Annotated in this window: 16 protein-coding genes and 1 pseudogene; 7 read left to right on the top strand and 10 right to left on the bottom strand. The window is 41.0% G+C overall.

The features are described from left to right. Positions 1–70: 70 nt before the first annotated feature. The 6 genes from cyoA to cysK form a co-directional block, all read right to left on the bottom strand. Entirely contained in the window at positions 71–1,075 is a 1,005-nt protein-coding gene (gene cyoA, locus H3299_RS01630; protein WP_182418603.1) for a ubiquinol oxidase subunit II, read from the bottom strand. A gap of 551 nt (positions 1,076–1,626) precedes the next feature. Then, positions 1,627–2,076 carry a type II 3-dehydroquinate dehydratase gene (gene aroQ, locus H3299_RS01625; RefSeq protein ID WP_182418602.1) on the bottom strand — a complete coding sequence of 150 codons (450 nt, stop codon included), beginning with the start codon at positions 2,074–2,076 and terminating at the stop codon, positions 1,627–1,629. A gap of 256 nt (positions 2,077–2,332) precedes the next feature. Beyond that, on the bottom strand, positions 2,333–2,776 hold the full coding sequence (locus tag H3299_RS01620) for a hypothetical protein (RefSeq protein WP_182418601.1): 444 nt from the start codon (positions 2,774–2,776) through the stop codon (positions 2,333–2,335). 230 nt (positions 2,777–3,006) lie between these two features. After that, positions 3,007–4,149, bottom strand: a complete 1,143-nt coding sequence (gene recF / locus H3299_RS01615) for a DNA replication/repair protein RecF (protein ID WP_182419593.1) — start codon at positions 4,147–4,149, stop codon at positions 3,007–3,009. Between the two features lie 124 nt (positions 4,150–4,273). Then, complete coding sequence (gene dnaN / locus H3299_RS01610; protein WP_182418600.1) at positions 4,274–5,395, bottom strand: DNA polymerase III subunit beta; 1,122 nt, start codon at positions 5,393–5,395, stop codon at positions 4,274–4,276. Positions 5,396–5,798: 403 nt separating this feature from the next. Next, the gene (gene cysK / locus H3299_RS01605; protein ID WP_182418599.1) at positions 5,799–6,785 is read right to left on the bottom strand and encodes a cysteine synthase A; all 987 of its coding nucleotides are present in this window, start codon (positions 6,783–6,785) and stop codon (positions 5,799–5,801) included. A gap of 572 nt (positions 6,786–7,357) precedes the next feature. On the opposite strand from cysK, the gene ybgF reads away from it, so the two are divergent. The 4 genes from ybgF (at position 7,358) to H3299_RS01585 (ending at position 12,444) form a co-directional block, all read left to right on the top strand. Next, on the top strand, positions 7,358–8,329 hold the full coding sequence (gene ybgF / locus H3299_RS01600; RefSeq protein WP_182418598.1) for a tol-pal system protein YbgF: 972 nt from the start codon (positions 7,358–7,360) through the stop codon (positions 8,327–8,329). Then, the gene (tilS, locus tag H3299_RS01595) at positions 8,326–9,720 is read left to right on the top strand and encodes a tRNA lysidine(34) synthetase TilS (RefSeq protein WP_182418597.1); all 1,395 of its coding nucleotides are present in this window, start codon (positions 8,326–8,328) and stop codon (positions 9,718–9,720) included. Before ybgF ends, tilS begins: the two co-directional genes overlap by 4 nt. A gap of 198 nt (positions 9,721–9,918) precedes the next feature. Continuing rightward, positions 9,919–11,880, top strand: a complete 1,962-nt coding sequence (ftsH, locus tag H3299_RS01590) for an ATP-dependent zinc metalloprotease FtsH (protein ID WP_182418596.1) — start codon at positions 9,919–9,921, stop codon at positions 11,878–11,880. Positions 11,881–12,054: 174 nt separating this feature from the next. Continuing rightward, complete coding sequence (locus tag H3299_RS01585) at positions 12,055–12,444, top strand: hypothetical protein (RefSeq protein ID WP_182418595.1); 390 nt, start codon at positions 12,055–12,057, stop codon at positions 12,442–12,444. A gap of 187 nt (positions 12,445–12,631) precedes the next feature. Here H3299_RS01585 and H3299_RS01580 read toward each other — a convergent pair. Together H3299_RS01580 and H3299_RS01575 are read right to left on the bottom strand one after the other, a co-directional pair. Then, a pseudogene (locus H3299_RS01580) lies at positions 12,632–16,049 on the bottom strand (acyl-[ACP]--phospholipid O-acyltransferase). Between the two features lie 336 nt (positions 16,050–16,385). Further along, a complete protein-coding gene (locus tag H3299_RS01575) occupies positions 16,386–17,270 on the bottom strand; it encodes an arginase family protein (protein ID WP_182418594.1) in 885 nt (294 codons plus the stop codon). Between the two features lie 198 nt (positions 17,271–17,468). On the opposite strand from H3299_RS01575, the gene H3299_RS01570 reads away from it, so the two are divergent. The 3 genes from H3299_RS01570 (at position 17,469) to H3299_RS01560 (ending at position 19,977) form a co-directional block, all read left to right on the top strand. Then, positions 17,469–18,278, top strand: coding sequence for a murein L,D-transpeptidase family protein (locus tag H3299_RS01570; protein WP_182418593.1), 810 nt, complete (start codon positions 17,469–17,471; stop codon positions 18,276–18,278). Positions 18,279–18,559: 281 nt separating this feature from the next. Beyond that, on the top strand, positions 18,560–19,768 hold the full coding sequence (locus tag H3299_RS01565) for a murein L,D-transpeptidase family protein (protein WP_246708106.1): 1,209 nt from the start codon (positions 18,560–18,562) through the stop codon (positions 19,766–19,768). Continuing rightward, on the top strand, positions 19,744–19,977 hold the full coding sequence (locus H3299_RS01560) for a sulfurtransferase TusA family protein (RefSeq protein ID WP_182418592.1): 234 nt from the start codon (positions 19,744–19,746) through the stop codon (positions 19,975–19,977). Before H3299_RS01565 ends, H3299_RS01560 begins: the two co-directional genes overlap by 25 nt. A 168-nt stretch (positions 19,978–20,145) precedes the next feature. Here H3299_RS01560 and H3299_RS01555 read toward each other — a convergent pair whose 3' ends face one another. Then, positions 20,146–21,645 (bottom strand): tryptophan 7-halogenase, encoded by a 1,500-nt coding sequence (locus tag H3299_RS01555; protein ID WP_182418591.1) that lies wholly within the window; start codon positions 21,643–21,645, stop codon positions 20,146–20,148. Positions 21,646–21,712: 67 nt separating this feature from the next. Then, positions 21,713–23,191, bottom strand: a complete 1,479-nt coding sequence (locus H3299_RS01550; protein WP_182418590.1) for a tryptophan 7-halogenase — start codon at positions 23,189–23,191, stop codon at positions 21,713–21,715. Positions 23,192–23,333: the final 142 nt, after the last annotated feature.

Genomic DNA, 23,333 nt, shown 5'->3' with positions numbered 1-23,333 from the left:
TTAACCCAAATTCTAGATTTCAAAATGGATGGGCAGCAGCACTATGATCGCGCGCGTCCATCTATGGAGATTAATGTGCTGGAGCTTCAGCAGGTTCTTTTGACAAAGTATCACGCGCTTGTACGACAAGTTCAGGTTCAACAACAGAGCAGAGTTCACCCCAAAGCGATTGGGCTGCAGCCTTTGCCATCAATTGTTCGTTACAAGCTGAACCATCAACACAACGGTTTACGATGCGATAATAAAAATCCGTTGGTACCGATGAGAAATATTCAGGCTCATGGAAGTTACGGTTATTTTTATTTTTCTTAAGCTCTGCATAACGCTCAGCATTAAGAGCTTGGTTGCTTGCACGTGCCTTAGCGATCCAATCATCAAATTTTTGCTGAGAAACTGAATGCCACTCAAAACGCATATTGGCAAAACCATCGCCACTATAATTGGCTGACATACCTTTATAAACATTTTCATGTTCGGTATAAAGGTGAAGTTTAGCGTTCATCTGCGGCATTGCATAAAGAACAGTACCAAGTGATGGGACCCAAAATGCGTTAACCGATTGTTCTGATGAAAGCTGTAAGAAAACTTGTTTCTTTACAGGCGCATAAATTTCGTTGATAGAAGCAACGCCATATTGCGGATAAATAAAGAGCCACTTCCAATCCATGGCAACCGCGTCAATCTGCAAAGCATCTTCAACCTTGCCTGCAACTTTTTCATCAAGCGGATGAGATGGCTCAAATTTATTGGTATAAGCAACCAACAAGATAGCAAGAAGTGCAACAACCACAATTGGAATGCCCCACATCCACATTTCAATTTTTGTTGAATGGCCCCAATCAGGAAGATATTCAGCCTTGGTATTGGTTGAGCGATATTTATACGCAAAAATGACCACAGCGGCCATAACTGGTATAACGATACAAAGCATAACACCTGTTGCAATCAAAATAACATCGCGCAGGTTTTGTGCCACATACCCTTCGGGATTTAATACCACAATATCGCAACCAGACAGCAATAACATCGATGCAAACACACCGACTATGCCCAGTATTTTTGTTAAGTTTTTCATTCTTACCTGCCTCTCCATATGCAGTGCATATTCTGTGCGAGGGTCCCAGTTAATGTTGTTTTCAAGGCCAATCAACGGATCAAAAGCCATCATTGGTTATTTCTATTCCCATTAATTTTATCATTTTGAATAAATTAAAAATCAATGCGAATCTGCCACAACTATAATTGTGGCGCATTCTAGGCAACTAATAGCGCGTGATAACAATTTAGAAAAGTTCTTTATGCGCCTTGCGGCAATATTGCGCACCTTATGGGCATATTCTACAGAAAATTTGCCTTTTTCATAAAATTCTTGGTCTAATCAAGGGGATAATGCACTTATTGCCTGTAGTACGGCAAGCATTTTAAACTTTTTATAGCGCAGATTTCTCAAAAGAAATAAAAAATCTTAAGAGGGAGCGTTAAATAATAAAATTGCTGCGTCAAATAGAAATGGGCTAACCTAATAATTGACGACCAAGTAAAGTTGATTGCCAAATTTTTAATAAATTTAAAGGCGCAAAAGCAGGTTAAAATAAGATGCTATAGCTGTAACTAATAACTTCAATATTATTTGGTTGTTTTTAATTTACCTACAACAAAGTCAATAGCAAAATGATAGCCAAGAGTGCCGCAGCCAGCAATAACACAATCAGCCCTTAATGACACAAAAGAATGATGACGGAAAGCTTCCCGTTGATGAACATTACTAATATGCACCTCAGCAACCAAACCATCAAAGCTTTTTAAGGCATCAAGGATGGCAACAGATGTATGGGTATAGGCAGCTGGGTTAATGACAATGGCAGCGGCCTCTGCGCGCGCTTCTTGTATCCAATCAACCAATTGCCCTTCATGATTGCTTTGTAAAAAGCGAATATCAAAACCAGCCAATTTTGCTGCTTTTTCACATAGTTTCTCAACATCTTTTAAGGTTTCTGCACCATAAATTTCTGGTTCACGCGTGCCGAGCATATTAAGATTTGGACCATTGAGGATATAAATCAACTTTGCGGACATGACATGCCTTTCATTGGTGATTGCTAAAGCAACTGACCTTCAATAAATGTCAATAACTCCCGATGGCATTGACCATGTACGAAAATTAAATTCACTAAAAATCTACATTATTGGCTTCACAAGAAAACCGCAATTATTTTTTTAACAATTTAAATTATATCCTCATGCAACCCATAACAGCATTAGTAAGATAATTACCAACCAGTGCTTAAGACAGCCTATCTAAAGCACCGCAACTTTGGTATTTCTTTGATATTTAACGCTGCACAACAGAACCACTACGATTGACGGGACGATTATCATCCTTAGGCTTTAAATCCTGCTCCGCGTCGGCATTTTCTGCAACAGTCTCAGAATAATCCATTGCAATCGCTTCATCATGAAGTGAAGCATTTATGCTTTGCATAAATTCTTCAGTAAGATCATAACCGCCACTTGTATTTACACCTAAACATTGAAAACTATAAAGAATCCCCCAAGGAAAGCCCCACCAACCCAAAAACAGGGTCAGTAATGTATAAGGCAAAGCCTTTTTAGCTGCCGATTCATCACTACGCACAAAGAAAATGTCAGTCGGATTTTTAAATGACATAATAATAATAGAAACACACCAAATATACTGAACAAAGCGACCGCCTTTGGCCACTTCTTCACGTATTTCTTCAACACTCATATTTTCAATGCCAACGATATTAGCCATCTTAAGCAGCCCCTTATAACTTAAAATAATTATTAAAATTCTTGGAATTCAAAATTTTTGATTAAGCATGCTCTTAATACATTTCATAAGATATTTAAATATAGTATCATAAAATATATTCATTTTTAACAATAAAATAATCTCAATTTATAATTATTATTATTTTAAATTAGGACTTACATATGGCAAATAATGTAAAAATAGTTTCTTTTATCAGTTAACAAGTAGAATTAGGCATTATGATAAGCCTCAACATGATTTTCTTTGACTGACAAGAATTGCGCCCTGCCCTCTAACCCCACAAACAGCGCGTGATCCGTTCCGGTCATAAAGGCTTGGGCTTGCAATTGATCGAGAATTTCAAAAAGTGCAATCCGCCGCAAAGGATCAAGATGGGCGGCAATCTCATCAAGAAGTAGAATTGGTGTCATGCCTGAAACCTCACCAATGAGACGTGCATGGGATAAAATAAGCCCCGTCAACAATGCCTTTTGTTCGCCGGTTGAACAAAGCGCCGCCGGCATGGATTTAATGAGATGGCTGACCTCTAAATCACTGCGATGAGGGCCTTCCAAAGTACGCCCTGCCCGTGCATCAAGCGGGCGATTTTGTTCTAAAAGCGTGCGGTAATCTTCCTCGACATCAACCGCGGCAGCTTCATCAAGCTTTGCCTCCAAAAGACCAGTCGCACTCAAAACCGACATGGGAAACAAGCTGTTTAACAGCATTTTTTCAATCATTGCCCCCATAAGGCGCACCATTTCTTTGCGCGCTGCAGCAATTGCCACCCCAAGTTCCGCCATTTGCGCTTCCAATGCACTCATCCAATAGGCATCATCAACATTGTCACTTAATAATTTATTGCGTGAGCGCATGGCTTTTTCAAAATTGATAACCCGCCGCCCATGCAGGGGATCAAGCCCCATAACTAGCCGATCAAGAAAACGCCGCCTGTCCGATAAAGTACCAGTAAAAAGCCCATCCATCGCTGGAATTAGCCAACTAATGCGGCTATATTCTAGCAAATTATCGGCCGAAGCATTTGCGCCATTGATGCGGACTTTACGTGTGCTTTCATTATCATTAATGCCGGTACCAATTTGCGCTTCGCCATAAATATCACATTCAAGGCGAGCAAAAATTGTAAAACCGTTTTGTTTTGAGGCTAAATTTTTATCATAAGCGCCATGGATAAGCTCATTATAACCGGCACGGCGCAAACCCTTGCCTGGTGATAATAGCGATATGGCTTCCAATATATTGGTTTTGCCGGCGCCATTATGGCCAGTTAACACAACATGTTGGCCAGAAAAAGCCAAATTAAGGCTTTCATAATTGCGAAAGGCCGCGAGACTAAGCCCGCGAACCCGCATTTTTTCACCATAGGATTGAATATCAGACAAATCTATTATTTGACCTTATCTCAAAAATATCTAAATCTGCCCAATAGATCTAAACTCGCAGAATCTACATTCGCAAATTCTAAACTCTCAATTTCTAAACTCTCATGGGCATCAAAACATAAAGCGCATCAGCATCATTGCTGTCACGGATCAAAGTTGGCGAACCTGAATCAGCCAATAAGAATATTGCTTCATCGCCCGCCAATTGCCCAGTAATATCCATTAAATAGCGAGAATTAAAGCCAATTTCCAATGGATCAGCTTCATAATCTGCACTTAACTCATCTTCAGCACTACCAGAATCTGGATTATTAACCGTGAGCTTTAATTGTCCATCGCCAATTGTAAGTTTAACAGCGCGGCCGCGATCGCTTGAAATAGTTGATACGCGATCAACTGCTGCTGCAAAGGCGGCGCGATCAATAATCAATTTTTTATCGTTGCCTTGTGGAATAACCCGGCCATATTCAGGAAATGTACCATCAATGAGTTTTGATGTTAAAACCACAGAACCTGCCGAAAAACGAATTTTAGCGTCCGATAATTCGATTTTTACCAAAGCTTCATTGTCATCACCAACCAGCTTTTGCAATTCAGCAACGGTTTTACGCGGAATGATAACGCCGGGCATGCCTTCGGTGCCATGAGGTGCATTAAGCTCTGCTTGCGCCAAACGGTGACCATCAGTTGCAACGGCACGCAGCTTTAATACGCCATCACTTTCCACCACATGGAAATAGATACCATTCAAATAATAGCGAGTTTCTTCGGTGGAAATTGCAAATTGCGTAGAATTAACAAGGCGCTTTAAATCTTCAGCCTTGATTTCAAATGAATGGCTAAATTGGCCAGTGCTCAATTCAGGAAAATCGGTTTTTGGTAAGCATTGCAAACGAAAGCTAGCACGGCCTGCAGCAACGGCAACCGCATTGCCTTCACCATTCATCGAAAGACTTACTTCGCCACCATCTGGAAGTTTACGAACTATGTCATAAAGAAGATGGGCTGGAACGGTTGTAGCGCCCGCTTGCTCAATAGTTGATGTGGTTGTTTCGGTTATTTCAATATCAAGATCAGTTGCTTTAAGCAACATTTGACCATTATCAGCCTCAATCAATACGTTAGACAGGATAGGGATGGTATTGCGCCGCTCCACGACCCGATGAACACGACCCAATGATTTGAGAAGATTGGCACGATCAACTGTAATGCGCATATCTATAACTCACTTCCTAAACTGCGGATATTTAACCGCTAAACCAAACTTTATAGACAAATCACTTCGCATCAAAATCAGCGCAATGATTCTGTCGTTAATCTCTTATAAACCACATCGCTTAATTGACAAAATAGCATCTTGCAACTTGTGTGGATAAATTTGGCAAAAGCCATAAATGACAGCGTCTAAAAATAGTGAAAAACGCTTGTAAATATTATTTTAAAGATTTTTATAAACCTTCATCAAGCTACCACCCACATATTATATGAAGTTTATTCAATAAATAATTGGGGCAGATAATTATTATTTAAAGCAAAAAAGCACCAATTGAACCTTGTCAATTGGTGCTTTTTATATTCAAAATTCACAATTAGACTATGTCAATTATGAGACATAGATCCTATTCAAGCCCTTCAAAAAGCGCAGTAGATAAATAACGCTCTGCAAAGGAAGGAATAATAACCACAATGTTCTTGCCATTATTTTCTGGACGCTTACCAACTTCAATTGCCGCGGTTAAAGCCGCACCAGCCGATATACCAACTGGAACACCTTCAATACGCGCAAGCGCACGAGAATTTTCAAAGGCATCATCATTGGCAATGGTGATGATTTCATCATAAACCTTTGTATCTAAGGTGTCTGGCACAAAGCCAGCGCCAATACCTTGCAACTTGTGTGGGCCGGGATTGCCACCTGATAAAACGGGAGAATCTTTTGGTTCTACTGCAATAATTTTAACATCGGGATTACGCTCTTTTAATACTTGCCCCACACCAGTGATTGTACCACCAGTGCCAATGCCGGAAATAAAGAAGTCGACATGACCATTGGTATCATTCCAGATTTCTTCGGCGGTTGTTTCGCGGTGGATTTGCGGATTGGCTTGATTTTCAAATTGCTGGGGAATAATCGCATCGGGAATTTCTTGCGCTAATTCTTGTGCTTTCGCAATAGCGCCTTTCATACCCTTTGCGCCCTCTGTCAAAACCAGTTCAGCACCAAGATATTTGAGCAATTTACGTCGCTCAACCGACATGGTTTCCGGCATAGTTAAAATAATACGATAGCCTTTTGACGCCGCAACAAAGGCCAAAGCAATACCAGTATTACCCGAAGTTGGCTCAATAAATACCGTTTTACCAGGCACGGCTTTGCCCGCCCTTTCCAATGCATCAATCATTGCATAACCAATGCGATCCTTGACGCTTGCAAGAGGATTAAAAAATTCAAGCTTTAAAAGTAAATTCGCACCAACACCCTTGGCTTTTGCAAATTTATCAACCCGAACAAGCGGCGTATCGCCAATTGTTTCCAAAATGGAATTATAAACCTTGCCACGCCCCTTAGTGGATTTGGCTGTTGTGTTTTTTTCTATACCACTCATTTAAAGCTCCATCGTTTAAAGCTAAAAGGCAATAGGCGCCTATTTTAAAGCGATATGCCATTAAAAAAATTCTTAAATCAAGATAGTCCTTTTCAACCCAACAAAAGAGAACTGATGAATTAATTTTTCATGGAATAATGCATTTAATTTCTAAAATAATTTTTAATATTAGATAATTATTTCAAATTATCTAAATCGCTGAACATATATGCTTCAATCCAAATTTTACTGCCGTAAATTTTACTGAGCAAATGTAGCAACTGAAACGCAAAAAAATATTTTGAACCATTATAAATTTTGCCGCAAAAGATCACGAAACAATCACATTTCATCACCATCTTGAACAAAATTTCACCAAAGTCAAAAGGCAAATTAGAGCCAACACAGCAAACGAATTGAAAAGCTACTCGGGCAACCTTATATAGTTTTGGCATTTATAGCCTGAACTCATCGGGTAAAATCAAAAGTGAAGCTGTCTGTCTAATAGATTAAAACTGGATATATCATTATAGTTGCTGCAAAGCGGCAATAAACAAACGCTTAAAACAAAGTTATGGAAATTGAGGTAATTTATGGAACGCTCAACAAAAAAGTTTTTGTCAACGGCCCTATTTGTCCCCGTCCTTTCTTTGACTGCAATGCAAGTACCAATGGCACAGGCGCAACAAAACCCCAATTTTTTAGAACGGGTTCTTGGCGGCAATAAAAGCCAAAATGTTGCACAAGCCTCACCACAAATTGATACGCGCACCATTCAGCTGGAGCAAGCTTTGCGTGATTTGACCACTAAAGTTGAAAACTTGAATATACAGGTTTTAGAAATGCAAAACCGTATTGATATTTTGGAAGGCAAAAAACCAAGCAATGCAGCAATTGCCGAACGTCAGCAGCGTCAAACATCACTTAGCTCTCAGCCTGCGATAGCTAATAATTCAACACGCGCAATAGCAAATACAAGCTCTAATAGTAGCGTAGAAAATAGCAAAAATGTTGGATCAAGTACGCAAGCTAAACCAAATACCAATGGCGGCACAGAAAATTTAGGCTCCATTCATTTTGATCGCGACGGCAATATTATTGAAAGCGCGAGCGATAAAAATTCGCAGGCAAGTATTCCAACAGGCGGTAACCAGACTAGCGCTGTGCCGCAAACTTCAAGCTCAAAAGAGCTTTATCAGGTTGGATACCAATCAATTCTTGCCGGCGACTATCGCGCTGCAGAACCGATATTTCGCGCCTTTCAAGAGCGTTATCCAAGCGATCCATTAATTGCCGATGCTTCCTTTTGGCTTGGAGAATCGCTTTATGGTCAAGGGCGCTATCGTGAAGCGGCCGCAGCCTATATGGATGTTGAGCGTAATTACAACTCGACACCGCGCGCACCTGAAAATATGCTTAAACTTGGTATGACAATGGCAGAACTTAATGACGATGAAACTGCTTGTGCGGTCTTTGCAAAAGTGCCACAAGAATATAAACAAGCAGAACCTGCCGTGTTAAAGCGGGTAGTCGATGAACAAAAGCGCCTTAATTGTAACCCGTGATAGCAAATTTAAAACCAAATTTTTTAATTGAAGATTTTGAGCAAAGCCAAAATATCATTGCCGCCGTGTCTGGGGGCAGCGATTCTTTGGCTTTGCTATTCTTATTGCGTGAGTTTTTACAAAAACATGATCAAGATAATCGCCTTGTTGCTGTTACAATTGATCATGGTCTTCGACCAGAATCCCTAGCTGAAGCCAAAGGCGTTGCAGAAATTTGTCGTCAACATAATATCCGTCACACCATATATGTCTGGCAAGGTGACAAGCCCAAGGTGGGCATTTCAGACAAGGCAAGAACTGCTCGCTATAACCTTTTATGCAAGGCTGCCGCCCATTATAACAGCAATATTATTGTAACCGGTCATACATTTGACGATCAAATTGAAACCTTCCGCATGCGGCAAATGCGCCTTGATAAAGGGCGCGGTCTCGCTGGCATGGCAAAAGAGGCACTATTACAACAAGAGTTCAGATTATTACGACCATTGCTCAATTGCAAAAGAGCCGATTTGCGTAACTATTTGCTAACAAAAAATATTAACTGGGTGGATGATCCGAGCAATGACAATTTGCATTATGAACGGGTACGCATTCGCAAAAATCCTACCCCAGCGATTGAGAATGAGATTTGCGCCCAACTTGAAACGGCACGATTGCAACGGGAAAAAAATGCACAGCATATTGCCAAACTCATTATAGAAACCAATGCCCATTGGCGCGATGAACAACTTATAATTAAAATTGCTAATGATTCGCTGCGACAACAGCCTATATTTATTCATTTTATTGAAATTTTAGCAGGACTTATTGGCGGCAAGGCATATGTTAAACCGGCGCCTCATGCACTTATTGAATTTCTTGCATATGGGGCTGAGGCAAAAAAAGCAACTCATAGTGCCACAATAATTGAAAATCATCCCTATGAATTAAGGCTTTGGCGTGAACTGCGCAACTTAGTGCCTATCACTGTGAAAGCTCAGGAAACCGCAATCTGGGATGGGCGGTTTGCCTTTACGAATAAAAATCAAGAAGAATTTATTGTACGCGCGCCAAAACTGTCAGAGATACATTCTAGGTTAAACAATATCGGCAATCGCAATTCCACTAAGATTAAACCTCATATACCATCCTTATTAACTTCGCCTTTAATTGACAAAAAATCAGGCAGCGAACTGCCCTTTATCGACCAGTTAGATTGTTGCAGCCCCCATTATCAAATTACTCCGGTCTTAATGCCGTTTCATTGGCTTGCATCTAGCCATGATTTCGCCATGTTGTCGCCATTATATCGACTTTTTAAGCAAAGAATGGCGATAAAAATAAAAATAGATGACGTTGCTAACAAAAACCTTGCAGAAATACCGTCTTACACCTTGGCAAGTGAAGAATGAAAACATATGTTACAAAAAACTTCTTCTGGGAATATGCCAGAGAAGTATTTATAGCAACTTTTAGTTGTTTATGAATGAATTTGACAATCGACATGTCGCGCAAGATGTTGTGTTGGGGTTTTGTCGGTGAAAACTATGACAAGAATACAAAAGAATTGACAAAATTATAAGTGCCTTTGGCTTAGATATGGATTTGATATGAACCCGAATTACCGTTCCGTTGTCCTGTGGGGTATTATCGCAGTTGTTATTATTGCACTATTTTCAATGTTTCAGGGAACTGGACAACGAGGAATAAGTGGCGAGATTGATTATTCAACATTTTTAGAGCGTGTTAATAATAAGCAAATTAAAGAAGTTACTATTGACGGCCAAAATATCGTTGCAACTGCTACCGATGGCACGCTTATTAAAACTGTTGGCCCTAAGGAACCAGATTACAAAGCCTTTCAAGATAATAATATTGGCATAAAGGTTAAACCTGAAAGTACCGGTTCAAGCCCACTAGTAAGCATTCTTGGCACCATCATACCCATTGTTATTCTTATTGCTATTTGGGTATTTTTCATGCGCCAAATGCAAGGCGGTTCACGCGGGGCTATGGGCTTTGGTAAATCTAAGGCCAAGCTATTAACCGAAGCGCATGGCAGAGTTACCTTTGATGACGTTGCAGGTGTTGAAGAGGCCAAGAATGACTTGGAAGAAGTGGTTGAATTTTTACGCGACCCACAAAAATTCCAACGCCTTGGCGCACGTATTCCACGCGGCGTATTACTTGTTGGCCCTCCAGGAACGGGTAAAACCTTGCTTGCCCGCGCAGTTGCCGGCGAAGCAAATGTACCGTTTTTCACCATCTCCGGTTCTGATTTTGTTGAAATGTTTGTTGGTGTTGGTGCAAGCCGCGTCCGCGATATGTTCGAGCAAGGCAAGAAGAATGCGCCTTGTATTATCTTTATCGACGAAATTGATGCCGTAGGTCGTCATCGCGGCGCCGGCATTGGCGGCGGTAATGATGAGCGTGAGCAAACATTAAACCAGTTATTGGTTGAAATGGATGGCTTTGAAGCCAATGAAAATGTCATCATCATTGCTGCGACCAACCGTCCTGATGTGCTTGATCCTGCGCTTCTTCGTCCAGGTCGTTTTGATCGTCAGGTTGTTGTGCCAAATCCCGATGTTGCTGGCCGTGAACAAATTTTGCAAGTGCATGTGCGCAATGTACCGCTAGCTCCCAATGTTGATTTAAAAGTTATTGCCCGTGGTACACCCGGTTTTTCGGGTGCGGATTTGATGAACTTGGTCAATGAAGCAGCCCTTATGGCAGCAAGACGCAATAAACGCCTTGTTACCATGCAAGAATTTGAAGATGCCAAGGATAAAGTATTAATGGGGGCAGAGCGTCGCTCTACCGCGATGACACAAGACGAAAAAATATTAACCGCCTATCACGAAGCAGGTCATGCGGTTGTTGCTTTAAATGTTGCAAAAGCCGATCCTCTCCATAAAGCAACTATCATTCCGCGTGGTCGCGCCCTTGGTATGGTGATGCAATTGCCAGAAGGTGATCGTTATTCCATGAGCTATCAATGGATGGTATCGCGCATTGCCATTACAATGGGTGGCCGTATTGCTGAAGAATTGAAATTTGGCAAGGAAAATATCACCTCTGGTGCATCATCCGACATTGAACAAGCCACCAAATTGGCTCGTGCTATGGTCACCAAATGGGGCTTTTCTGATCAGCTTGGTAAAGTTGCTTATGGTAGCAATCAAGAAGAAGGTTATGGCCCGCCGCGACAAGAAACTATGTCCGAGCATACAGCGCAAATTATTGATACTGAAGTGCGCCGAATTGTTGATGAAGCTTATGAAGAAGCAAAACGAATCCTACTCGAAAAGAAAGATGAATGGGTGCGCCTTGCTGAAGGTTTACTTGAATATGAAACCTTAACAGGCGAAGAAATTATCGAAGTTATGGCAGGCAAAGAGCCATCACGAAATCTTGGTAATGAAACAAGCCGTAGTTCCGGTGTGCCAAAGGCAGGCCGCAGTGTTAAGCTTGATATCGAAAAGCCAACTGAAGGCGAAGATATGAAATCATCCGAGCCTGCTGATGATAGCAAAGCTGAAAATGATGAAACGCCTCAGAGTAAATCATAAACTTTGCGCATTATAAGTAAAAGCGTTTTACGGGTATGGTGAAAATCATACCCGTTTTTTTTGCCAATAATTTCGATTTGGTATTCTTTACGCAGTATTTTTACCCGTTAATTTGAATTGCAGTTTTATTATTATAAATTATCCATGTATGATTTAATCGATTAAGAGCTAAAAATGCCTGTTTTAAAAACAACAATGCTGATCCAAAAAGGTTACCTGCTCAAGCAAGCGCTTTCGATTGAAAGTGTGATGCAACTTTTTCCAATTAATGAAACAATAGAAAAAAAAGATACGGCGTTGCTCGTTCTATGGGATGGAATGTTCAAATTAGAATTTGGCTACCACAAAAATGCATTAAGTTACTTTTCAGTGGAACCTTATACAAATAGCTCGTTAAAAGATGTCTTTAATGATGACCTATATTTATTTGGCAAAAGCCAAGCATGTATAGAGGATTATTTACCATTCACCAAAATCAATGAAGAGCGATGGAATTTTAAGGATTTATCCTTCTATTTTGATGAGGATAAAAAACTCACCGCAATCTTTCAAAATTTTAAATAAGCACACAAACTAAGAAATTAACACCATATGCTGATAGGCATACCCCTTAAATGAGTAAAAGATTCATAGCGGTTACATCACGGCTATTTTAAACGGCGCTAAAAATGCATGAAATAAAAATGGCCAGCACCACAATCCGATGCCGGCCATTTTTCAAACTTTATACCAATCAAATGTGATTGCTCTATTAAGCTTCTTCAACTTGTTTTTTTAAGGCTGGATAATCAATCTTACCAGTGCCCAGCAAGGGTAATTTTCCATAAATAATTCGCGATGGCACAAAGAGTTCAGGGATACCTTCAGCGCGTGCAAGCTTTAATAAATCTGGTCGATTTACTTGTTCTTCTTCACTAATAAGCACAATACGCTCGCCTTTTTTAGGATCGCTTAGAGTTACAACGCCCAAACATAACGCCTGGGAAAGCACGCGAGGCCATTGCTTCAACCGCCGATAGTGACACCATTTCGCCGCCTACCTTTGCAAAACGTTTCGCGCGGCCAAGAATGGTAACAAAACCTTCATCATCAATATTGACGATATCACCTGTATCATGCCAACCATCAACAGGTGGCTCAATAATACCGGGCTTTTCCACCCGTAAATAGCCAGCCATGACATTTGGGCCATAAACAAATAATCGACCGCCATTATCAACACCTTCAACCGCTTCAAGGCGCGGAGTGATTGCTGGCAATAATTTACCAACCGTACCTGGCTTATTATACATGGGGGTGTTGAGTGCTAAAACAGGTGAGGTTTCAGTAACGCCGTAACCTTCAAGCACACGAATGCCAAATTTATTCATCATCATTTCGCGGGTTGTTGATTTTACTGGCTCTGCACCTGCAAAACAATAACGGATTGAGCGGAAATCATAAGGATGGGCATTGCGGCCATAACCATTTAAGAAGGTATCGGTACCAAAGATAATGGTAGCATTAGATGAATAAATCGCTTCTGGAATGATGCGATAATGCAAGGGTGATGGGTAAAAGTAAACTGGCACGCCCGATGTTAATGGCAAGACAGTACCTGCCGTTAAACCAAAAGAATGGAACATTGGCAAAACATTGAAAAGACGATCAGCACTGTTAAAATCGACCCTTGCTGCAGCTTGTGCAACATTCGATAACATATTGCCATGAGATAATACCACACCTTTTGGTGTACCCTCAGAACCTGATGTATAAAGGATAGCTGCAGGATCGTGATGCTGGCGGTTTTTAACCAAGGGACGTGTTTTCATAACCATAGCAGTTATTTTTGCTAAATAGTTGATTTCTTTCGCTATATCTTCCAAAAATACAAAGCGGATATTGACGGCTTTTAAGCTTTCAGCAAGTTCTTCTAGGCGTGCTTGGCGTAAGAATACCCGCGATGTGACGATTGTTTTAATTTCAGCCGCCGTTGTTGCATAGGTTAAAGTTGAAAGACCGGCTGAAAAATTCATCATTGCTGGCACTTTACCGGCAGATTGCAAGGCAAAAAAGGTAATCGCTGCAGCATTGGAGTTTGGCATCATTAAGCCAACATTGCTGTCTTTTGCCAAATGTTTGGCAAGGGGTTTCGCAAGAGCACGGATAGCGGTAAGCATACGGCCATAACTCATCAAACCACGCATTGGATCTTCAATCGCATCATGGCTCATACCATAATCTTTACCAGCTTTTACCAAAGCATCCAAAACTGTGCCATCATGACCTGAGGTTGCAAAAACAAGATCGGACATGATGCGGTATAATTCGTTACCGGCAGCATGACGGCGAGCGCGAGATTTCAGCTTAGGATCAAGTTCTAATTCAACCGGTGCAGTAATAGTCACGCGCACTTTAGGGAAAAATTGGCGGCGCACAGCAATACCAGAAAGGCGTGAGAAGAATGTGCGCTCCAATCCATCAATTTTAATCGGCACAACCTTAGCATTGGTGCGGTCTGCAACCATTGCCGCGCCATCATAAACTTTCATCAAACTACCGGTAACCGTAATCCTGCCTTCAGGGAAAATAACCAGCGGCGAGCCATTTTTAACCGCACGAATTAGGCTACGTGCTGCCAAGGGGCGGGTTGGATCCATTGGAAATGCGTTCATATATTTTAGGAATGGGCGGATCCACCAACGGCGTGCGATAACCGAATTAATAGCGAAAGCTGGAGCGCGCATAGTATTATCGGTAATAGCAAGTGCCAATAAACCATCTAAAAATGATACATGGTTAAGGGCAAGAATAGGTGTTTCACCGGCATTTTTGAGGTTTTCAAGTCCTTTAACTTCAAGACGGAAAAAAGCACGGAATAAAATAGTGATAAAGTCGCGAAATGGATTGGTTGGCAAAAAACGCAACATAAAAAATGACGCGATGAATGAGGCAATTGATAAGCCTATTAATACGCTATGCTCGGATGCACCGGTAAATAATTGCACTGAAAATACCTTGCCGCTTTGCACAAAAGCGATGACCAGCGCACCAATAACCATGATGCCAGAGTTCAGCACATTGTTAGCCGCAATAACACGGGCACGACTTTGCGGTGCGCTCCATGCTTGAAGAGCCGCAAACCCCGGTACGACAAGGAATGCGCCACCGATAGCGGTAAAAGCAAGATCAAAGGCCAAACGGATTGTGCCAGGAACCATGAAAAATTCACTATAAGTAAGGATTTTTTGATCAGTTCCCATGCCGTTAACGGTAAAACTAGCATCAAGAAGAGCAAAGGCACAGACAATACTGCCAAACACCGATTGCAAAAGAACAATACGACCAGCTGACGCCCAAACAGCCATAGCTGAGCCAATAGCAATGGATATGGCAAAAACCGCAAGAAAGAAGGAGCTGCTATGAGCAAATTGACCAAGCTGCTTACCAAAAACTAGGGTCATGGGTACTAAAACAGCACCAACCAACCAGAACCAAGAAATCATCAAGGATACGGTGAATAATTTACGTTCACGTCTAAGTTCGCGCAGCAGGCGACCTGTAGTGCGCACAAAGTTCTTATCTATTTTTAGATCTGCTTTAGCAGCGCCATGGTAAGGCATAAAACAGCAGCATATCCAACCAAATACCGCAAAAACAATCATCAAAGTTGCAGTGAGATAGGATGAACCGTGACCACCAGAAGAACTAAAATCGGCAAGTACGGAGCCTGCAAGGATTGCAATAAAGGTTGCAGCTTCCACCCAACCATTTGCTTTGGGTAAATCGGTACGGGCAATTTGCTCTGGTAAAACTGCATATTTAATCGGACCAAACAAAGCAGACCCAACACCAAACATAAATAAAGCAATCATTAAAATCGGTACTGAGCCTAAGATGAGCCCCAACGCTGCGCCAGCGGCAACAAATATTTCAATTAATTTATAAAACCGTGCAAGACGTGCTTTATCGAAGCGATCGGCTAATTCGCCGCCTGTTGCAGAAAATAATAAAAAAGGCAGCATGAAAATAGCTGTCCCTAACGTGTTGAGCGACTCACTTGATTCACTGGCAAGCGTTACAGTAATGAACAAGCCTAGGCTAACTTTTAAAAAATTATCATTAAAGGCTGAGAAGAATTGCGCCCCAAATAAAGGCCCAAACCGGCGGGATGTTAACAAATTGGCGATTGGTGGATTATCGGCAAATTCACCTTCTATTTGGCTAAAGGATTGACGAGCAACCTTGTGGGTATCGCCATTCTGATTGTCTCCCGCTTGACCCTGCACCATGACCGCCTCAACACTTTCTACTTGTAGTGTTGTTTCAGCCGTGCCCTTTTGCGAGCTACCCTGTTCGCCACCTGCAGCACCTAAGCCTTCTTTGTCGCTTACGCTCGTCATGTTAAACTCCCGTCTTAAAATGAACTTAGCCCACTATAGCTTGCCTTATTTTGTTTAGCAAGAAAAAAATGAACAATGTTCAAAAAATTTTTTTATTATCGTTTTTAATGAAGGATTACTACGCTAGCCGCCATCGCGTAAAATTGGTAGTTTTGCCAAAACATCTTTAAGGGCGATAGCATCCCATGGCAAATATTCGGTAATACCAAGTCCAACAATATCTACATGTGCAGAAACATCACTCAACAGTCGTACTATATCTGGAAAATACATTTCACCTTGTGTAATATCATCAAAATCACCGCTTGCAGCATCTGGATTGCCAAAATAAATTGAATGAAACTTTTTGACATTCAAAACATCAAGATCAAAATGAACGGCTAAATATTTAGCGTTAATCGAGCCTAGCCAATCAATCACACTGTCACTTGATGCTTTTAAACCACTGGCGCTAGCTATTTTCAAATTATGTAGATGGATAAAATCCGTTTCAAATGGCAGGGTTTTACCAAGACCTGCAAACATGACATTTTCTGGCTTTATTGGTTGCTTGACACGTTTGACAAAATCTTCATCACCCCTACCCAAAAGATTGCCAAGAACCATAGCATGGGCATTGTGAAAAACCTCTGGCGTCATAACATCAGGGTGGGCATCAAGCCAAACAACAGCAAGATCACCATTATAAATTTCATTTAAATAAGCAAAGGGAACCAAATCAACCAAACAATCTCCACCAAAAACAACTATTTTTTTCGGTTGATGCTGGTCTATTTTTTTGCGCGCTTCATCGGCTTGTTTTAATAAAACCTCGCGCCCGATAATTCCATTTTCAAGCTGCAATGGCGATTGTTCATTGTCACTAGCGACATTAACTTGCTCAACTGCAAAACTTGGCTGCGGCGCTAAAAAATTTAGCAAAGTACTTCCCATCTGATAGGCCGGATTATTACCGCCCTGCCACTGAGGAAATACCAATCTCAACACAGTTTGTTCTTGCTTGCTCATACTACCCCCCAAAAAACGCTGCCATTTTGCTATCAATCGGCCCTGCAAAAATTAACAAATTATTTACCACCAATACAAAAAACTGTCATTCGCCATTAATAAAACGCCATTTTATCTCAAATTGGTCTTAACTAAAAAGCAATATACCACTGCTCATAACTTGATCATCATAAAGCCATTAAAAGAAAGGACAATGCAATGATTGATTGGCGCTATAAACTTGCCGCAATTCATTTGTGCCATAATTTGGCATCAATAATTGCCGTTGCCATTCTTTTAATCGCATTTAATATAGTATTTGCTTATCAAGCAGTAAATGCAAGTCCAATAGCCAAGGAAAGTAAGCCTTTGCCTGACTATTTGTCCGCGCGTATGGCAAGCCTTGATCTTAAAATTGATAGCCCAATCTATATTCGGGTTTTCAAACAGGAAAATACCTTAGAAGTGTGGAAGCAAAGTGCTGAAGGTACCTATAAACCACTTGCCTTTTATACAATTTGCAAACAGTCAGGAAAACTTGGCCAAAAGCGCCAAGAGGGTGATTATCAAGTGCCCGAAGGCTTTTATAGTTTGACTAAAGAGCAGCTCCACCCAAAGTCTAATTATCATCTGGCTTTTAATGTTGGTTACCCAAATTTGCGCGATCGCAATAATAATTATACTGGCAGCCTTATCATGGTGCATGGCAACTGCTTATCGGTTGGTTGCCTAGCAATGGGTGATGACAGGATTGAAGAAATTTACGCTTTGCTACGTGAAGCATTTAAGGGTGGGGCTAAATCCATACCAATGCATATTTTTCCATTTAAAATGAGTGATGACAATTTAGCCCAATTTGATGACCACCCTGAAATGGCCTTTTGGCAACAATTAAAACCAGCCTATGACCTTTTTCAAAACGAGTATATTCCAGCGCGGACTGTCACCTGCGGCAAGAATTATGTTGTAACATCGGCAGAAAATAAAAATGCAGCAAGAACGGTCTGTGCACAAGTGAAGAACTTATAGTTATTTAAAAAACTATTGCGGTTAATTATTAACCAAGCATTTATCTTAACTTACTATTATGCTAGAAAATAAAGCATAATTTGGCTAAAATAAACAAACCGCAATACATGCTTATTGCTATGCTTGATAAAGCACAAATGGCTTCATCAAAATAGCGCTGATAAAAATGATAGCTTATGAAAGCTGTTGAATATTGGATTTTGTTTAACCAAGGTGATTTTTTTAAACTTTCACCTATTTGCAGCGTATATGATACGCTTTGACGGATGCAGGAGTTATCCATGAAAATAAAAACTGCTATTTTTGCGGCGCTTATGGTTTCAAGCATGGCACTTGTCGGCTGTCAACAAGGCGGTAGTGGTAGTGGCGGAGGTAGTCTATCTATGTCAGGCCGCGCGGAGCGCGAATTACCTGCCAAAATCCAACAAAAAATGGCAGCAATGGGCATGCCAAAAACATCGCCTATTATCATTCGCGTTTTCAAGGAAGAAAGCGCTTTAGAAGTTTGGAAACAAAAATCAAATGGACAATATGGCTTAATTGCAACTTATGAGATTTGCCAATGGTCAGGTAAATTAGGGCCTAAATTCATTGAAGGAGACCGCCAAGCCCCTGAAGGTTTCTATACAGTTCGCCCAACCCAAATGAATCCAAACTCTAATTATTATCTTGCTTTTAACATTGGTTTTCCTAATGCCTATGATGCTGTCAATGGTCGTACAGGGCGCCATTTAATGGTACATGGCGCTTGTTCGTCATCTGGTTGCTATTCAATGACCGATGAAAGCATTGCTGAAATTTATGCTTTTGGGCGCGATTCCTTTAGGGGCGGCCAGCATGAATTCCAAGTACAAGCATTTCCATTTCGCATGACCGCTGCCAATATGGCGCGTTATCGCAATGACGCCAATTATTCCTTTTGGCGCATGCTAAAGGAAGGTTATGACATTTTTGAAGCGACCAAAAAGCCGCCGCAAGTTGATGTTTGTGAGAAGCGTTATGTCTTTAATCGCAGAAGCACAAGCGGTCAGCCCTTGTCGCCAGCTGGTGCATGCCCTGCCCCAACACAGAGTTTGCCTGTCGCCTATGCCGCCTATCAAGCTGAATACAATTCGGCATTTTCAGAGGCAATAAACAAGAAATCAAAAAAACCTGCTTCACCATCCATTGCCGGTCTTGAAGAAGCACGTCTTGTTGCTGATTGGAGCGCACGGCGCGCAAGGGGTGAAAAGGTAAGTCGTACCCCACCATCTTTGAGTTCTGCATCTACTGAACGTAGTGGCGCGCCAGATATTGCTCCAGCCTCAGCAAATCAAGCCTCAAAAAATACGACATTGCCAACTAATGCAAGTGCACCTGCTGCAAAGCCAACAACTGAACAGACGCAACAAAGTAGTGCCGTTCAAAATTCATCAGATCAGCAAACGGCTGCCTTAGTACCTGTACAAGAAAATAAGAAAAAGTCATGGCTGGGTTTCTTAAGCCGATAATCTATGATCTGCGTGGCCTTAAATGCCCGATGCCCATTTTAAAAACCGCGCGGCGGTTAAAAGATTTAGCATCGGGTGACAGGCTAACAATTTTGAGCGATGATCCATTGGCTGAACAAGACTTCAAAGACCTTTGCTGCAAATATCATTTAAAGTTTGATTATCATCACCGAACAGATCACATCGCTTTTACAATTATTGTCTCTTAAACTTTTTAGATCATTAAAAGGCTTATTCAACCCGTTATAAATTTTATAGCAGACACCTGAAGCGCGCTATGAATATTCGGATAACTGCAGCATTGATAAAATTAAGGCTGTGATGCGCTAAATTCCTCATCACAGCCTTTTGATTAGATTGATTTTTTGTGGATTGGATTATTGCGATAATAATTGCTTTTGCCGCATGAGATATTGCTGTACTTCGTCAAAAATAGGCTTTGGCAGGGTGGCAAGTTCATCATAGGCAGCTTGCTGCGGGATAACACCAAGTGCCGCACCAACCATAATCCAACTGGTTGTATTGAACATTGGTTGCCAAGCAAAATCGGCATAGGCTTCAAGATCAACAAATCGCGGCATACGTGTTTTCAAGACTTCGCAAAGATCCTGATATTCTGTTGAACGCTTTGCATTTTTAGCGTCCTGCCAAAAGGGCGTATCTTCCCGGCTGGTATCATAATGAAGGCGAAGGAAATCTTTCATTTCACCCCAACCTGCTTGATTATCTTGATTGAAGGTATCTATGGTGTTTTCACCAATAATACCGTGGCCATCATTTACAATATTTTCAAATCGTTCAAGAACTCGCAGCATGTGGCCGATGGATGTCGCCTCTAGGGGTTCAATAAATCCAGATGACAAGCCAACAGCCAAGACATTTTTACACCAGACATTTTCATAATGCCCCGGATCAAATTGCATTACCGCCTGCGGTTCAATTGCATGTCCAATATAGGCTTCAACTTCTTTAATTGCGGCAAGTTCATCACTGTGTTTGCTAGAGAACACATAGCCAGCACCGATTTTATCGTTAAGCGGAATTTGCCACATCCAACCAGCTTGCATAGCAATAGAACGTGTATAAAGCGCAGGATTTGCATTAGGCTGCTTGATGGTAAAAGGCAGAATACGATCCAGAATCAGTTCTTTGCTGAAAGACTGCCATTTTTGCTTATAGGTTTCACCAATACCGATACGGCGCAAACCTGAAGCATCAATAACAAAGTCAACATCCAAATTACCTTCGGGCGTTTTTAGAGCTGTTGTCTTACCATCCTTATCAAGAATAAGTTTTTCAACTTTTAAATGCTTGTGCTTAATACCTCTTGCTTTAGCAACGGTTTTTAAAAAATCAGCCATCTTGTTTTCATCAAAGTGGAAAGATGGCCATAATCCAGTCCGATTAGAGGCAAGCGCAATATGAGCTTGCGCTTGCGTTGCATTATTATTAATCAACGAGAAACCAGCAAAATAACTGAACATATCAAGACCGGCGGCAATACGTCCTGCAAGCAGCGGATAGGTTCGATTGGTTGTTCCCTCCAACTCTTCACTGCCACCGTTAAGACTATGGAATAAATGAAAATAAATATCATTGAAGCTACCGTTACGCCAACCCTCGAAGGAAGAACCAAACTTTACGGTAGCCTTGGTCGCATTTATAAATTCCTCAATATTAATGCCGTTTTTTTGCAGTCCAAAAACCAGATTTGAAAAACCGCCCTTAATAGCATTCTTATTGTCATCTGCGCCTTCTTCCAATAATAGTACTTCGACTTCAGGAGCCGCGATGCGGCGAAAAGTAAGCGCGGAAAACCAACCTGCGATTCCACCGCCAATAATAACAATACGTTTAGCATTTCTAAGATTAATCATGATTGACCCTTAACAATAAGTCAGTGCGCATTGGCGCAGTATAATTTGCATGCATTGAAAAACAGCTCTAGCCTTGCAGATATCGTTCAACCTGCTCAAAAATTTCCCTTGGCATAACGTCCAATTCACTTAGCGCCGTTTGTGGTGTAATAATTCCCATAGCGCTCGCAACAGTGATCCAGTCTAGGGGTGCAAACAAGGGCGGCCAACCAAAGCCACAATAGTTTTCCAAATCTACAGCGCGCGGGAAACGCTCAGCAAATACCTTGCGCAATTCTTGATAGGTTTTGGAGCGGGTAAGTTTTTTAACATCGCGCCAGAAAGAACTATCCTTGCGCTGTGTTTCATAATGCAATCGGGTAAAATCAACAATTTCATTAAAAGTTTTTGCGTGATCCTTATTAATGGCTTTAATGGTTGTTTCACCAATAATACCATGCCCTTCAATCACCGCTTGCTCAACCTTATAAATAAGTGAGAAAAACTGTGCAAGATTTGCTGAAACCAATGGCTCAATAAAGCCGACGGCAGGACCTACAGCAAGAGTATTTTTATGCCAATTGCTTTCAAAATATCCTTGATCAAGATCCACAGGATTTGCAAAAGTAATCTTTTGCTCAAGTAGATCTGCCGCTTCTTTCAATGCGGCTTCATCACTCGTATATTTAGAAGCAAGGAAGTAACTAGCACTAATATGATTTTTTAGTGGCACTAACTGTAACCAACCGCATTTCATTGCAATGGAACGGGTGAAAAGCCGTGGGTTTACTAAGGCTGCCTCTACATTAAATTGTAAAACACGATCAACGGCAAATTGTTCTTTAAGTGAGTGCCATTTGCTTTGATAAGCTTTACCAAGACTTAAACGCTTTGTATCTGCCGCATCAACAACAAAATCCACCTTAATATCACCAAGGTCGGTATTAAGAGCAGTTGTATTGCCCTCATCATCCAAAACAAGTTTGTGTACTTTCATAACCTGATGTTTAACACCGCGACCAATCGCAACATTTTTCAAATAGGTGAGGCATTTTTGCACATCAAAATGGTAAGATGGTATTAAACCACTTTTGCGAGCGCCTAAAATTAGATTAGCTTGAACTTGCGGAACATTTTGGGTAAACATGGAAAAACCAGGATAAAAGCCCACCAAATCCATGTTTTTTGCAATCCGCCCTGCCAAAAATGGGTAGGTGCGATTAGCAATAACATCAAGCTCTTCTACGCCTTGATTAAATCCATGAAACAGATGAAAAAAAACATCATTGTCACCGCTATGGCGCCAATTTTCAAACGATGAACCAAGTTTAATGGTCAAATCTGTAGCAAAGGCAAATTCATCAATATTGATTTGATTGGCTTGTAAAGCCGCACTTAGAACCGGTAAGCTACCTGCGCCTAAGCCCTGACTGATTTTTTGCTCGTCATCATAAACAATAACCTCTACCTCTGTGCTTGATATCCGCCGAAAGGTAAGGGCTGCAAACCAAGCTTCCATTGTGCCACCAATGATTGCAATACGCTTGGCGTTTCTGAGGTTTATCATCTGTATTTTCCTCGATTTTTAGCCGATTTCTATCTGCTCAAATTTTTCTATTTTTTAAACGTGTCATCATTTTTGATTTTTTAAAGATGTAGGTTTAAATATATTAAATATACTTAAATTAAAACCACTTAAATTACAAATA

The organism is Bartonella sp. HY038 (assembly GCF_014117425.1).
Lineage (GTDB): Bacteria > Pseudomonadota > Alphaproteobacteria > Rhizobiales > Rhizobiaceae > HY038.
Note: the sequence above shows the minus strand (reverse complement) of the source record. Positions and strands in the feature narration are given on the sequence as shown.